14 protein-coding genes are annotated in these 15,371 nt (G+C 42.0%); 11 read left to right on the top strand and 3 right to left on the bottom strand.

Going from position 1 to position 15,371, the window contains the following annotated elements; all coding sequences use genetic code 11:
- Window positions 1-591 (top strand): nicotinamide riboside transporter PnuC, encoded by a 591-nt coding sequence (gene pnuC / locus ACKLNX_RS08635; protein WP_411693037.1) that lies wholly within the window; start codon window positions 1-3, stop codon window positions 589-591.
- On the top strand, window positions 588-1,238 hold the full coding sequence (locus ACKLNX_RS08630) for an AAA family ATPase (RefSeq protein ID WP_412972038.1): 651 nt from the start codon (window positions 588-590) through the stop codon (window positions 1,236-1,238). The genes pnuC and ACKLNX_RS08630 overlap by 4 nt, the downstream gene beginning before the upstream one ends.
- A 344-nt stretch (window positions 1,239-1,582) precedes the next feature.
- On the opposite strand, the gene ACKLNX_RS08625 is transcribed toward ACKLNX_RS08630, so the two are convergent.
- Entirely contained in the window at window positions 1,583-4,453 is a 2,871-nt protein-coding gene (locus tag ACKLNX_RS08625) for a DUF2339 domain-containing protein (protein WP_412972037.1), read from the bottom strand.
- A gap of 264 nt (window positions 4,454-4,717) precedes the next feature.
- Here ACKLNX_RS08625 and ACKLNX_RS08620 point away from each other — a divergent pair, with 264 nt between their 5' ends.
- The 9 genes from ACKLNX_RS08620 (at window position 4,718) to ACKLNX_RS08580 (ending at window position 12,951) form a co-directional block, all read left to right on the top strand.
- Window positions 4,718-5,683, top strand: a complete 966-nt coding sequence (locus tag ACKLNX_RS08620; protein WP_412972036.1) for an alpha/beta hydrolase — start codon at window positions 4,718-4,720, stop codon at window positions 5,681-5,683.
- Window positions 5,684-5,871: 188 nt separating this feature from the next.
- Window positions 5,872-7,134 (top strand): kynureninase, encoded by a 1,263-nt coding sequence (kynU, locus tag ACKLNX_RS08615; RefSeq protein ID WP_412972072.1) that lies wholly within the window; start codon window positions 5,872-5,874, stop codon window positions 7,132-7,134.
- The gene (locus ACKLNX_RS08610; RefSeq protein WP_412972035.1) at window positions 7,131-7,478 is read left to right on the top strand and encodes an MGMT family protein; all 348 of its coding nucleotides are present in this window, start codon (window positions 7,131-7,133) and stop codon (window positions 7,476-7,478) included. Before kynU ends, ACKLNX_RS08610 begins: the two co-directional genes overlap by 4 nt.
- A 219-nt stretch (window positions 7,479-7,697) precedes the next feature.
- Window positions 7,698-8,279 carry a YHS domain-containing (seleno)protein gene (locus tag ACKLNX_RS08605; RefSeq protein ID WP_412972034.1) on the top strand — a complete coding sequence of 194 codons (582 nt, stop codon included), beginning with the start codon at window positions 7,698-7,700 and terminating at the stop codon, window positions 8,277-8,279.
- A 162-nt stretch (window positions 8,280-8,441) separates the two neighbouring features.
- Window positions 8,442-8,741, top strand: a complete 300-nt coding sequence (locus ACKLNX_RS08600) for a DUF2282 domain-containing protein (RefSeq protein WP_412972033.1) — start codon at window positions 8,442-8,444, stop codon at window positions 8,739-8,741.
- Window positions 8,677-9,720, top strand: coding sequence for a DUF692 domain-containing protein (locus ACKLNX_RS08595; protein ID WP_412972032.1), 1,044 nt, complete (start codon window positions 8,677-8,679; stop codon window positions 9,718-9,720). The genes ACKLNX_RS08600 and ACKLNX_RS08595 overlap by 65 nt, the downstream gene beginning before the upstream one ends.
- Entirely contained in the window at window positions 9,717-10,538 is an 822-nt protein-coding gene (locus ACKLNX_RS08590) for a putative DNA-binding domain-containing protein (protein WP_412972031.1), read from the top strand. The genes ACKLNX_RS08595 and ACKLNX_RS08590 overlap by 4 nt, the downstream gene beginning before the upstream one ends.
- A gap of 229 nt (window positions 10,539-10,767) precedes the next feature.
- Complete coding sequence (locus tag ACKLNX_RS08585; RefSeq protein WP_412972030.1) at window positions 10,768-11,199, top strand: DoxX family protein; 432 nt, start codon at window positions 10,768-10,770, stop codon at window positions 11,197-11,199.
- The gene (locus ACKLNX_RS08580; RefSeq protein WP_412972029.1) at window positions 11,200-12,951 is read left to right on the top strand and encodes a monovalent cation:proton antiporter-2 (CPA2) family protein; all 1,752 of its coding nucleotides are present in this window, start codon (window positions 11,200-11,202) and stop codon (window positions 12,949-12,951) included. It abuts the gene before it with no gap.
- A 143-nt stretch (window positions 12,952-13,094) separates the two neighbouring features.
- Here ACKLNX_RS08580 and ACKLNX_RS08575 read toward each other — a convergent pair whose 3' ends face one another.
- Window positions 13,095-13,385 (bottom strand): GIY-YIG nuclease family protein, encoded by a 291-nt coding sequence (locus ACKLNX_RS08575; protein WP_411693026.1) that lies wholly within the window; start codon window positions 13,383-13,385, stop codon window positions 13,095-13,097.
- A gap of 270 nt (window positions 13,386-13,655) precedes the next feature.
- Window positions 13,656-15,269 (bottom strand): serine hydrolase, encoded by a 1,614-nt coding sequence (locus ACKLNX_RS08570; protein WP_412972028.1) that lies wholly within the window; start codon window positions 15,267-15,269, stop codon window positions 13,656-13,658.
- Between the last annotated feature and the right edge of the window lie 102 nt (window positions 15,270-15,371).

Genomic DNA, 15,371 nt, shown 5'->3' with positions numbered 1-15,371 from the left:
ATGACGCTTTCTGAATTCATTAGTGGCTTTTTAGGCACAAACGCGATTGAAGTTACCGCTGCTGTTTGTGGCTTTATTTGTGTCTTTTTATTGATAAAAGGAAACATTTGGAACTTTGCTTTTGGCTTTGTTCAAGTCACTTTGTATGTGTGGGTGTTTTATCAAGCAAAGTTATATTCAGATGTGGGCTTGCACGTGGTTTATATGGTTCTGCAAGTTTATGGTTGGTGGAATTGGTCAAGGAACCTATCCGGCAATACGACAGTAAACGTGTTGCAAATGAATTACAGAAAACTAGGTATGTATGTCCTAATCGTGTTGTTATCCGCGACATTGTTAGGTACCTTTATGCAGCAGAATACAGATGCTAGTTTTGCTTATGCTGATGCTTTTACAACTTGTGCGAGCTTAGTCGCATTTGTGTTGATGACACGCAGATACATTGTGAATTGGTTGTTTTGGATTGCTGTCGACCTTGTTGCAATTGTGGTTTACTTTCAAAAAGAACTCTATCCGACAGTCATTTTATACCTGTGCTTTTTAGTTATGGCAATTGTTGGTTATTACTCATGGAAAAAAGAATTTAAGTGAACGAATTAGTGAAAGAACTTTTATCGACAAAACCTTTATCGACAGGTCCTTTATCGACAGATACGAAAGACTTAAAAAACGGTCAAATGGATACCATTGAAAAAGTAGTATTTATGGGAGCGCCATCAACGGGTAAGTCAACTATTTGTCAGGCTGCTGCAAGCTATTTCAATACGGTTCACGTCGATGAATTTGGGCGCACTTATTGGGAACAAAACCAAACCGATCGTCGCTTAACACCTGAGCAACTCTTATATATTGCCGAGGAACATATCGCGATAGAAGAGCGCACTTTGCCAAAGGCTAATAAATACCTTTTCGTGGATACCAATGCATTAACCACCTGGCACTTCGCCCTCGATTATCATGATTCAGCGCTACCAGAACTTTGTGCATTAGCAGATAAAAGCAAAGAACGTTATCAACATGTGTTCCTTTGCGCTGACGACATCCCATTTGAAGACACATGGGAACGTTCAGGAGACGTGAAACATAAAGAGTTCCAAGTGTTTATCACTAATGAATTAAACCGAAGAGGCATTGAATATACTGTTTTGAACGGGTCTGTGGAAAAGCGTCTAGCAACAATCGTGGATACGCTAGCTGTCGCGTCTAAAAACAAAGCACAAACAGAAACTAGTTACTGAAAAGCATAACTAACTAAACCCCACCGTCATTCCTTCACTCCACCGTCGTTGCTTCAACCCACCGTCATTCCTTCGAAGGAAGGAACCTCCAAAACACAACCACGATGCCACTTCTTCAATCGTACAAACCACGTATTTTAGTTCTTACACAATTTGTAATTTTGGGAGATTACTGCCTTCGCAGTAATGACGGGGAAAAGCTAGCAATGACAGTGCAGGGGCTAGCAATGACAGTGCAGGGGCTAGCAATGACAGTGCAGGGGCTAGCAATGACAGTGCAGGGGCTAGCAATGACAGTGCAGGGGCTAGCAATAACTGTGTGGGGCTCGCAATGTCGAGAGAGGCTAACTGTCTGCATTAGCTATCGAGCTAGCATCCTTCGCACCTAGCTTCTGATACCAAAAACTAGCAAACAGTATAAACACACCAATACCAATAAATAGCATCACTTTTTGCCATAAAACGACATTAGCAGCGTCAATTAACGCCAACTTACCTATCCCTAATAAGATTAGCGCAAAACTATATCTTACTGTAGTTTTCGTTCTACTCGTTGTAAATAGGATGCTTGCGCCATGTACTGCTAGCAATGGCGCAATCGCTAGAGTTGCATTGTAGTAGCTAAGGGCTAAACAACTTAATACGTAAGTTATGAGTAAATAACTATGCATGCTCAGTTCGATAAAGTATGAGCCTTCTTTTTGTTTTGCAAATAATGAAAGAAGGCTACGTTTTTTCAATATGTAGGCGCTCAGTAAGATTATTGCGGGTGGCGCTACAAATAGTATTGGTTCGTTGTTAATTAGTAGCAGCCATGAAACTAGCGATACAATTGCTAAATAAACCAAATGGTATACTTTGTTCTTTTTGCAAAGCGTAAAGCGTTGAGAAGTATGTTGAGAAATAGATAGAACGGCAATAGAGTAAACACAAATAACAAGCAACGCTAACAATATACTACTGAATTGTTCAGCAAGGACAATTGCAAACATAAAGCCAATAGTATTCAAGGCCCAACTACTGATGAAGCCATAGTTTGTATTTTCGTTTTGCTTTTTGCTCAGGAAGTAAGCCAAAGCAACAAGGCCTATGTATGCTGCAATTCCTATCACTGCGCTGAGACCGTCGTTAATAGCCATAAAGAACAAAGAGGCAATGGTTAATACTGCAAAGAGGAGCTTGCTTTCCAATTGTATGGTCTTCGATTTGGTTAAATACGCAAGCACAATTGCGATAGCTGGAGATAACCACAATACCAAGAGTATATCTTCTTCCAAACGGCGATATGAGGTCGGAACCCAGATAACCGGAAGCAGGAGATAGAATATAATTCTGGTGACTTCAGCAACTGTGCGCAGTGGGCTTTCAGGGTTAAATTTACGATAGAACGCCGACCATAACCACAACTGCAAAAATGCCACAATTAATGACGCTTTTGCATACATCGGTAACAAAGAAAAACGCATCGAGTTGGCATCCGCACTTCCCATCGCTGCATAGGCTAGTGGGAATAAAATCAGGGCGCAGGCAAAAACTTCGAGTACTGTTTTGTCATTTTGTGATGCTTGCACTAATTTGGCTCTGAATAATAAGGCCGTTTGAATCAAAATGGCAGTAAGACCAGCCCATTCTCCCAACCAAATATAAGCACAAGACAGCACAATGATGCTCAAGAAAACGGATTCGACAATAATGAGTAGTGGATACGCAAGGGTTTGCACATAGTTGCTATAAATCACTTTTTGCTTATCACGTGATTTGATAATTCGTAGCCAAACCGATACCAAAAGCATAATCATCACAACAATGACCCAACCATCTTGACTGGTGAGTGCAGGTTGCGGGAAGTAGGGTAATATAGCAAACAAACAGTAGCCTAATGCGATTATGGCTAAGCCTTGCCCTTGATGAATAAGTCTCGGTAAATTGTAGTGGCGACTCATGAATATTAATAACAGAGCTTCAAGCGCCCAGGCAATGCCCCAATATGTTGCATCAAGGAAAGCGACAATGCTTAACACTATCCAACTCGCCGCAACTAGCACCATAACAGCAATGTGCTCATGCTTCACTTTGAAGAACAATAAAGCCAATATACAGCCCGCTACAGCGTTGATGAGTAATTGGAGCTTAATGCTGCTGGCCATCGATGCTGCGCTTAGTCCGCCACTGAAGTTTGCATAATCAAGCCCTTGGAGTAGTAGCATTAAGGTGCCGCCTAGGACCGCGGCTTGTAAAACGAGAAAGCGCTTTGTAGGTGTTTTATGAAGAAATAGGCTCAATGCAATATAAGCTGAAAAAAGTAAATAGAATGCGTTGATCAACCACGCCGACATGAAGACAGCATTGGCGGCATCAATCCAGCCCAAGGCAATGAAAGTAAACACAAATGTTAGATCGGCTAACCAATGACCGATGTGTTTATAGGCCAAATACAAGCTGCTTGCGCTTACAAATAATAGAGCGACGACATAATAAGTAGGTTCAATGAGTGTGGAACCTGTCAACAAAGGCATCACGGTAATGCCAACAATGCCGAGCACGGCGATCACTTTTGTATCCAGCCATAAAGCAAGGTAATGGCAGGCTAAAGCGGTAGCTGCATACAAGAGCAAAACGGGTAAGCCAGGGATGAGCTGATAGACACTTCCCACAAAATAAATAGTACTAAAACCGAGCAACAAGCCTAAAGCCACAATGGCACTAGCAAACTCGCTGAATTTTGTTTTCACCTTTAATCCGATACCGCCGCCGATAACACTGATCGCAGTTGCACTCATTAGCAAGGATTTGCTTCCTGCGCCTATTTCATCAATAAGCAATTGCATTAAATAGCCGAAGCCAGCCAACACTAGTCCAGCACCGGCAATAGTTAAGAAGAATATACCCAGCATGCCGCGGGCTTTGTAGCTTTCATAAATTTTTGTAAGCGGGCTAAACCACTCAAAGATAACTGACATTAAGTGTGCAAAGTAGATATCGAGCATGGCCGGCTTTGCTTGTTTTTTCGTAGCAATGTCTTTTGGGGCACTTGCCGATTCTGTTTGAAGATTGGCAGTATTATTAGTCGGAAGTGCGGGAGTTATATCGGCGTTAGCATTCGCTTGTTGCTTTTCCAACTGTTCTATCTTTCGAGACAAGAGCATCGTTTTCAAGGTGAATTGCTCACGCACCGATTCTAGTTCTTCCCGAAGTAGCTTGATTTGCTCGTCCAATATCATTCCCTCAACATATGCTTGTATTGCCTTAATGTTTTTCTAAACATACTAATAGGAACAATACATAAGTTATTGATAATACACTGTGAAGCTAATATTTACAGTATACAAAAAATAATTGTTGGTATAAGGCTTCGAAGTCGCAAAAGTTCTAGTGAAAAATATAGCAAAAAAGTGATAAGAAATTATCGATTGAACTGTTAGGATAGATGAAAGTTGTTGTTCAAAATTAGCTAGTTAGCAATTAATAGGATTGAGAAAATGATGCGAGAAGATGTATTTTCCAGTGGAAGTAAAAGATGGTTTCTTACCGGTTTACTTGCTTTGATTTTCATTTTTGCTAATCACTATGCAAAGGCTAGCGATACACAAAACGATAATGAAGATTCAGCTCTAGAGATTGAATTTCCAAGCGCACCCAAGAACACGCCTTACGGTTTGGTAGCCAAATTGCCATATTCAGAGCCGAAAGCAAAGTACAGCTATGCAAGCGAACATCCCGATCAATACGCGGCATATTGGCCAGCTAACATTCAAAATAAAGCAGAAGGCGATAAAGCAAAAGGAGTACTTGTCTTCTTGCATGGCGGTTGTTGGCTAAGTGCTTTTGACATGGCGCACTCCTACGCTTTTGCGACGGGACTGTCTAAAGCGGGTTATCATGTGTGGTCAATCGAGTATCGGCGTGCAGGCAACGGAGGCGAGTGGCCGGTGGCAATGGATGACATCAAGCTTGGCTTACAGAAAATTAGCTCCTTGCAAAATAATGGTGTGAATATAGAACATATCAGCATTTTAGGGCACAGCGCAGGTGGGCATTTGGCGGCGATGCTCGGTGTACAATTATCAGATATTTTGCCTAACGCGGTTAAGCGAGCAGACGTGATTGGCCTTGCTGCTATTGTGAATGTTGTAGACTACGCAAATGGAAAAAATAGCTGTCAGTCTGCGACACCTAGTTTTATGGGAGGCATGCCAAATGAACAAGCCGCGGCCTATTACTTGGCTACACCCAGTAATTTTGAAGCTGGTGGTGAGAGGCTTGGTAAGTTCCAGTTATTACAAGGGGATGCGGATAGTATTGTTCCGCCGACTCAAGCTTCTCATAAAAATGCACAAACAATAAAACTTGAAGGTGTGGGTCATTTTGATTGGATCCATCCTGGTAGTGATGCGTTTAAACACTTGTTGGCTCAGTTAGAGGCGAACGCGCAAACTAAAATGTGATTTGAATCGCTATGCCAATGCGAATAATTCACTATCGTGCGATTTACTGGCTCCCGTAAAATGGCATAATTAACGTAAATCAAAATAATCAATTATAAAAGTGAAGAGGCAGATGTTTTCAATATACATCTGCAGCTCAGATACAAGGTAAACCTCAAGACATGAGTCAAGATAAAATGAATAGCCCGATGCAGAATGAAACCTTAAGTAGAAACGATGCTCAGGCACTCGACAAAAGTGATGAAATAGCGCACTTGATTGAGATGTTTGAGATCCCATCGGGCATTATTTATTTAGATGGAAACTCTCTGGGCCCGCTGCCAATAAGTGCGAAAAAAGCAGCACGTGACGTGGTTGAGAAACAATGGGGAGAAGACCTCATTACGAGTTGGAACAAACACGCTTGGATTGATTTGCCTACAATTGTTGGAACTAAAATTGCTAAGTTAATAGGTGCGAAAGAAGGGCAAGTCATTTGCTGCGACTCAATTTCAGTGAATTTATTTAAGTTACTCGCAAGCGCACTAAGCTTAAATTCATCTAAGCGAAACATTGTTCTCTCGCAGCAAGATAACTTTCCAACTGACTTATACATGGTGGAAGGCTTACAACAATTTTTAGGTGAACAACGTTGTCAATTACTCAGTTGTGATGCTCAAGATATCGAAGCTCAGCTAGAAGCAAGAGGGCATGAAATCTCGGTACTGATGTTAACTCATGTGAACTTCCGCTCAGGCTTCATTCACGATATGCAAACGTTAACGAAACTAGCGCATGAGAAAGGTGTGTTGGTGCTTTGGGATTTGGCTCACAGTGCCGGTGCCGTGCCACTTGAATTGGATGAATGTGAAGTCGACTTTGCAGTAGGTTGTGGCTATAAATACCTGAACGGTGGCCCTGGCGCACCTGCATTTGTTTATGCAGCAGAAAAACATATTCCACATATATCACAACCACTTACGGGCTGGATGGGGCATGCGAATCCGTTTACCTTCGACCCTAACTATAAAGCCGATCCGGGTATTAAAAAATTCTTGAGCGGCACACCAAGTGTGATCTCAATGTCGGTGTTGAATGCCGCATTAGACATATTTGAAAATGTGAACATGCAGCAGATTAGAGAGAAGTCAGTTGCGATGACAAACTTTTTTCAGCGCTTGATGGCACAATCAAGCTCGCTTAAAGAGCTCAAATTAGCATCACCTGAAACGCCTGTGAATAGAGGCTCGCAGCTGGCTTATACTCATCCGCAGGCATATGCGCTGTGCCAAGCATTAATTGCTCAGGGTGTTATTGCCGATTTTAGAGCTCCAGATGTACTTCGTTTTGGTTTTTCTCCAAGCTTTTTAAGCTTCGAACTGCTCTTCGATAGTGTTGAGAAATTGAAAGTCATTATGCAAACCGAGCAATACAAACTTCCTGAGTTCAATCAAAAACAAGCCGTAACGTGAAAGCAAGCCAATCTGCTTACGAAAAAATATGGGCCACAATCGATCTAGTTCCTGTAGGCAAAGTCGTCAGTTATGGTCAGATTGCAGATCTCGCTGGTCTGCCGGGGCGAGCGAGACTAGTAGGTAAAAGCTTAGGCTTCGTGCCCAAAGAGCGCACGGTAGCATGGTACAAAGTGCTGCGCTCCAACGGTCAAATCGCCTTTCCCAAAGGCAGTGAGCAAGCTCTTCTGCAAACAGGCTTGCTGCAAGAAGAGGGCGTTGTAGTATTGAATAACCGAGTAAAACTAGCTGAATTTCAATGGCAACCGGATTTAGCAGAACTTCTATTTGGCTTGAAATATTAAGCTTCGCTTTATTTTTTTCACGCTTCAGTGAAATTACTTTTTCTTCCCCTAGGTCTTATATTTGAACTCGCTAAGGCGTGAGCCAATATTAGAATGGCCATTTGACTGCAGCGAGTACAAGAAATAACTAAGCGTTTAAATGTGTTTTTGAAAAAGTAGATTTAGGGTGACTAAGTTTATGGCTTTGATTAAAACACTCTTACTTTATAGGAATTTATTATGTTTCCCTCAACCTCTATCTCAAGGACTTTTAATGGCTTAGGGCGTTCAATGAGTTCAAGGCTCTTTTCTAGCTCAAAGCTGTTTTCTAGCTCAAGGCTCTTTTTTAGCTCAAGGCTGTTCCTAGCTTTCATTTTTGCGTTTGCTTTGAGCTCTTGTGGCTTAATACCGAGTCAAGTCTCATCGTCCATTAATGCTGTGAACGTGGACCAAAGTCGTTTGGCGATAAAGGGCTACGATCCTGTCGCTTATTTTACCGAGGAAAAACCGGTGTTAGGGAGCTCACAATTTACGGCTGAGCACATGGGCGCAACTTACTATTTTAGTTCGGCCGAGCATCAATCTTTATTTCAAGGCGCGCCAGATAAATACGCGCCACAATATGGTGGTTACTGCGCTTATGGTGTGTCGAAGGAATATAAGTTTGATATCGATCCGCAGGCTTGGGCAGTTGTCGATGATAAGTTGTACCTTAACCTAAATCAAACAGTTCAGAAGCGCTGGTTAGGCGAAAAGGATGAGCTCATTATCGAAGCAAATAACCACTGGGAAGTGATTGCAGATACGCCAGTTAAGAAATAAGGGCTTCCAGTTTCATTGATATTTTAAGCTATTTGTAAACGATATTTAGTACGCGATATTTACATGAAATTCACTACCGAATGAAATTTTATGTTCCATTTAACGGTTTATATTACTATCCTGTGAATACAGGCACTTTTTGAAAACAACGAGGATTCACCTATGAAAACAAATTTAGCTATTTCAGCAGCACTTGCAACGATTATGACAACTGGCGTTATCGATACAGCAGAAGCGAGTGACAAGAAAAAGAAAGAGAAATGCTATGGTGTTTCACCTGCTGGTCAAAATGATTGTGCAAACTTAGCTGGAACACACAGCTGCGCAGGCCAATCTACAGTAGATAATGATATTGGTGAATGGCGTTTAGTACCAGCCGGTACGTGCAAAGAGCTTGGTGGTTTTGATCGCAAAGAAGCGAAAAAAATGTTCAAAGAAATGCAAGGTAAAAAGAAAGATTAGTAAATTAAGAAAGAAGCCTAGCTTCATTCAGGAGCCCAGCTGCCCTATTGGCGTTGGGCTTCGTCATTCTCATTATTCCCAAGCTTTAGCTTCAGACTTATCTTCATCAGATAGTTCTCAAAGCGGCTCCGAGGAAAATCTGACACAAATCGACTTTGTAGAAGTTCACGCGGAAAACTTTTTTGCGGCGGGCGGAGCAACACAATCTCTCATTCAAGATATCGCTCAGAAGTTTCCACTTAGCGTGCATGGCACTTCTTTGGGCTTAGGCTCATCAATGCCTGTGCCGAAGGATATTTTGCAGAAATTCACCCAGTTAGTGAACGACACTCAGCCTATGTTGGTATCCGAACATTTGTGCTTCAACCGAGCCAATGTGAATGGCAAGATATTACACAGCGGCGATCTTCTCCCAATTGCATACAATACCGAATCTTTGAACACCATTGTGTCGCATATTCAGCAAGTTCAGGAAAGCATACAGCGACCTTTGTTAATCGAAAATTTGTCGGCCTACATTGCTCCTAGTCAATTAGACCCGCACAGCAAAGATGAAATGACTGAATTTCAGTTTCTAGTCAGCATGTGTGACGCAGCGGGCTGTGGTCTATTACTCGATTTAAATAACCTGATTATCAATGAATTGAATAGAAAGTCCCTTGATCCACTTGCACTTATTCAAACACGTTTAGATGAATTACCTACGCATATGGTAGGTGAAATTCACTTGGCTGGGTTTACGCAGCCACTTAACAGCAATGAAGAAACGAGTCATACAGCTCAATTCATTATTGACGATCATGGCGCACCTGTATCCGAACAATGCTGGCAGTTGTATCAATATGCACTACAGAAATTTCCTGGCACACCCACTTTAATTGAGTGGGATACTCACATTCCTGAGTGGTCGGTGTTACTAGAAGAAGCGAATAAAGCGAGATCTTTTGCTAAGTCTGCTGAATTGTCGGAGCGCTCATGAGTCAGCACAGTAAAACTGACAGCCCTGCATATCAGCGTCAACTCTTAGCGAGCATATTTCGTGTGCAGCTTGAAAATAGCCACAATCAAAGTTTAATAGCCCTCAATGTTTATTCCAATAACTTCATCGAAAATGGCATACGAGCGCTGTCGATTAGCTTCCCTACAGTTGTCGGTTTCATAGGTGAGGATAGCTTTCGGATTCTCGCTAAAAAGTTCTTATATGAGGTACCTAAGCAAAGTTTTGACTGGGCAGAATACGGATGTGAATTACCTGATTTCATAGGGCAGCAAGATGCTTTGAATGACTATCCATTCTTAAGGGAAGTGGCGATACTTGATTGGGCTATCCATCAAGCACAACGCGCTGAGGATAGACGCTTTTTAGGCGCAAGCTTTGCTTTATTAGAAAGTGGAGATACCGCTACTTTGAAATTCGTCGGAGCGCCTGCTTTGCAAGTATTACCGTTCTTATTTCCTATTGTCGAATTGTATCAAGTCATACACGATCCTTTTCTGCAGTCAGAAGAGGGACTTGTGGCGCGCAAGAACTTATTGAGTGAGATAAAGGACCACATATCGCTGGTATTGGCTAGTGATGCAATAAACAAAGTAACACCACGGTCTATTGTTTTGTGGCGGCCAGAATATAAAGCGCAGTTTGAATATATATCAAGTGCAGAAGCACAGGTAATATCTGCAATCAACGCTAGTACTTCTGTAAATACCGTTATCGAAACGATTGATGATCATCAACTCGACCTCTTGGAGTGGTTGACGAAAGCGATATCAAATAAACTAATTTTTGCAGTAGCTTAGTCAGTACTAGTTCGGTTCAACGCATACATTGTGACGTATATCTAATGCTGCAGACGCAGTGTTTAATATAATTTTCTGCATAGACGGTCCTGTATACACAGTGCTGCTTGTTTAATGCTTGATACGCAGTGTTAGAGTAGCAATTATAAATACGTGTTATATGCGCAGAGTTGCATTGCCGAGCTAAAAATTGTTCCTAAAAGCTACTCACCACAACAAAGAGACCACCATGGCAAAGCTCATTGCGTTCTACAATTCTATATTCAGTAAAGTCGATCTACTCCAGCCTATCGTACTATTAGCGGCACGCTTCTATGTTGCCTGGGTGTTTTTCAAATCAGGCTTAACAAAACTTCGAGACTGGGATTCTACTCTGATGTTATTTGAGTACGAATACGCTGTGCCTGTCTTAAACTTCGAAGTAGCGGCTTATTTAGCGACCTTTGGCGAAATTGTATTGCCAATTATGTTAGTCGTTGGTGTGCTGGGTAGAAAAGCAGCAATAGGATTGTTTATTGTAAACATCGTTGCTGTGATAAGCTTAGAAGACATGCCGGCAGCGGCGCTAAACGAACATATTTTTTGGGGCGCATTGTTGCTTCTCGTAACAGTTTGGGGCGCGGGTAAATTGTCACTCGATCATGTACTAAGGATAAAATAAATGGCCTTACTTGGCTCAACCGCTATATTTCTAGGGGCAACACTCGTTGCTGTTCCTTTATTTAAAAAGCTAAAGCTCGGAGCGATCTTGGGTTATCTAATAGCAGGGGTTGTGATTGGGCCATCGGTTTTTAATTTAGTTAGCGACCCTTCAACTATTTTGCATTTCGCAGAACTTGGCGTTGTACTGTTGTTGTTTGTTATTGGCCTCGAGCTTGAACCCGCAACGCTATGGCGCATGCGTAATCAGATTGTATTTAGCGGTGGTTCTCAATTGCTGTTCACCGCAGCCGTCATTGCATTCTTTTGCCACTATGTGTTTGGCTTAGGATTCGTTCCTAGTATCGTCATAGGTTTGGGCTTAGCATTATCTTCTACCGCATTTGCAATTCAGCTAATGAATGAACAACGAATCCTGCAAACGCCACCCGGGCAGCAAGGCTTTTCTATTCTGTTGATGCAAGACGTGGCAGTAATCCCAATCTTACTTATTGTTGCTGCCTTAGCGCCGGTACATACGGAAATTGGTCCTGCATGGTACGTAAGTTTAGGCGCAGTTATTGGTGTTTTGTTGGTAGGGCGCTTCCTTGTTAACCCCTTACTCAGAGTCGTCGCTCGCTATGGCAGCTCAGAAGTGATGACGGCAGCTGCGTTATTTATTGTATTAGTGACTGCACTGGCAATGGACCAAGTGGGTTTGTCGATGGGCATGGGCGCTTTTCTTGCGGGTATATTACTAGCGAACAGTAGCTTTAAACATCAATTAGAAACAGAAATTGAACCCTTTAAAGGTTTGTTATTAGGCTTGTTTTTTATAGCAATTGGAATGAATCTTGACCTTCAGCTTCTATTTGATGAGCCGGTTTTTATCATCAGTATGAGTTTGTTATTGGTCGTGGTGAAAGGCATCATCATATTTTCCATTCTGCGAGCAACGAAACAAACAAAGACAGATTCTATTCGAGTATCACTGATGTTGTCGCAAGGCGGCGAATTTGCTTTCGTTGTAATGACATTGGCAGTATCAAACTCCGTATTGGATGCGAGTATAGCGGGGCAAGTCAACCTCGTGGTTGGCATATCTATGGCTCTAACTTCGCCATTCGTTATCCTTCATAGCCTTTTCTTTAAATCCAAAAATTGCCCAGCAGTATATGACTCTTTCAACGATTCTACAGAGCCAAAAGTGATCATTGCAGGCTTTGGTCGATTTGGTCAAATTACCGGCCGTATTCTTGCCGCCAACGGTATCGCTTTTACGGCTATGGACAAAGATGCTGAGCACATTGAATTTGTGCGTCAATTTGGTAACAAGGTTTACTTTGGTGATGCAACCCGTATCGATTTATTAAAGAAGGCGGGCATCGAGGAAGCAAGGGTACTCTTAGTCGCCATCGATAACAGTGAAGAAATCACTGAGCTGATTAAAGTAGTGCAGCATGAATTCCCCGACGTTAAGATTATTGCAAGAGCAAGACATCGTATGCACGCGATAGAACTCGCCAAATTGGGAGTGAGTTACTTTGTGCGTGAGATGTTCGATAGTGCGCTGTCGGCCTCTAAAGAGGTACTAAAAGCCTATGGTTACACACAAGTGCAAGCAGATAGCATGGCTTCAATCTTCTCAGAGCACGATCAAAAAATGCTTGAACGTGTGATTAAGGGGGATATGGGAATTCATGAAATGATCAAGTCGACCAAACAAAGCAGAGAAGAGCTTCAGCAATTGTTTGAAGAGGACAAGCAAGATTGATAGCAGAGCTGGTTCTTAAGCTGCATTAGCTCAGACTTCATCTAACAGATTAAAATTGAAGGGCACGACCAGAACGTACAAAGAAACGTCATTCCCAACTTGATTGGGAACCTCGTAACCACAACTACAGTTTGCACTATTTCCTAGCAAAGCAATGAAGGGTAAAGATCTATCCAGCACGGATTACATTCATTTATCAGTTGGTTTTTCCAATCTCTGTTCCACTTTTTCAAACGTTTTTCTCGTAGTATTGCGTTATGCATATCGTTAAATTGTTCAAAATAGATCAGTTTGTGTAGGTTATAATTCGCACTAAATCCTTCAATTAGCTTATTTTTATGCTGGTAAATACGTTGAACAAGATTACTAGTAACACCGATGTACAATGTCGTATTTCGATCGTTGGTGATTATGTAAACGAATGGTTGTTTCATGATTGAATTCCTTTTCAATTAGAAATTAACAATAGAGCAATTTTATCACTCTGAAAAGTACTGGTTTTAAGTTTTCTAGATGGTTTGCGAGGTTCCCAATCAAGTTGGGAATGACGTGTCTTCGAAGTGATATCATTTTGAAAAGTACTGTTTTAAGCTTTCTAAATTGTTTTCGAGGTTCCCAATCAAGTTGGGAATGACGTTGCTTCGTAGTGATATTTTAGGGCCGCTTTGTGCTTATGCCCAGCTAATTTCCTATGCTTTGCTAAGTTACTGCTGTTTGATGAAGTGCATATCGCGGTATTCGTGACTCTCTTTTTCCTTGGTAACGAAAGGATGCATCTTCATTGCTGTCACTTCATTATTAAGATTTGTTTCCATAATTAAGAATGCATCTGAAGCGGCGTTTTTGTTGTCCCATTCCACCTTAAATCGATTGGTAGCATAAGGTGTTACAGTACCTTTTAGAGTGAGCATGCGTTCAGATTCAATTCGAAGTACAGTGTCGCCTTGTGCATTACCTGTCAATTTCTCTTCAGTGATTATCATTTTACCAAACCAAGTATCTTCATAAGTTCCGATAATTTGTTCCTGACTCACTTGCATCGCTAAGTTTGGTTCTGGTACGGCTTCGTAGTTCGCTAAATATTTAGCTTCTTGTTCGTCTTGAAACTTAATAAATGCTTGAACCCAATCGCTTGGCGAGTCTTTTGGTAGCCTATCTTTTGGAATGAATGACTTTAGAATGTGCTGCATTACCGAGGAGCGAACGCCATAGTTTGAACCGTTGTTCAGCACAACGACACCTAGCTCCAATTCAGGAATTAAAGCAACATAGGCTTGATAGCCCGACAAGGTCCCAGTGTGCGAAATTAGTTTGTAGCCGAGCATGTCAGCAATACGCCAGCCATAGCCATAGGTTTTAAATAAAGTGCCGTCCCATTCCTCTTCATGGTCGGCGATGCCTAATATGGTTTTTGGCGACCACATGGTGTTGAGTACATCCGCTGAAAATGGCAGTGATTCGGGAGATAATAAGGCTTTAACCCACTTGCTCATGCTGGTGGCGTTACAAACGATTCCGCCAGCAGCAACAGACATTTGTTGCTCTTCCTGAATGCTATTTCTAGGCACAGCGTAAATGCCACGTTCATCGTTGTGAGCGTAACTCATCGCCGTGTTCTTTAACTTGTTCTTCGGTACATCTCCGGCATAGCAATTCATATCTAAAGGCTTAAAAATATTTTGCTCTACAAAGTCACCGTATGACATGCCAGATACTTTAGCGATGATTTCGCCTGCGGTGATGTATAAAACGTTGCTGTACGCATATTTTGATCTGAAGCTTGATTCGGGAGTTAAATAACGCAGATTTGCAATTACCTCAGCTCGAGAGAAACCTGATGGTTCGGGCCAGATCATGCTATCACCAGCACCACCTGTCAGGCCGCTGTGATGAACTAGCAGATCTTCAATAGTGAATTCACGGGTGACCCACGGATCATGCATCTGAAACTCAGGTAAGTATTCAGTGACCTTATCTTTCCAATCGAGTTTCTCTTGCTCAACTAGAATGCCTAAGGCTGCAGCGGTAAAAGCTTTGCTGGTGGATGCGAGTCTAAAGTAGGTGTCAGGCTTAACCTTAAGCGTCTTTTCTATATTGCGCTGACCAACACTCTCAAGGAACACCGTTTCGCCTTGATGCACGACAGCAACTGACATGCCGGGCGTGTGAAAAGCTTTTAGTGCTTTCTCCATCACTGCTTTGGTTTGCTGAGGATTAAATTCGCTTAGGTTTTCACTTGCACCTGCCGTGTTTGGGAGCGCGCTTAGAAAAGAAAAAAGTAGAATAGAAGTGACATGAAAACTGGTTGATAAGCGCATTATTTGACTGAACTCCGTGTTTCTCAAAAACTGGCGACAAGTGGGAATACTAAAAAAGGCATTATAGCTTAACTCTTTTAAGGCATTCCAACTTGTTTGTTT

This window comes from Glaciecola sp. MF2-115, from assembly GCF_047250385.1.
GTDB lineage: Bacteria > Pseudomonadota > Gammaproteobacteria > Enterobacterales > Alteromonadaceae > Glaciecola.
This window is presented reverse-complemented; position numbering and strand designations above follow the sequence as displayed.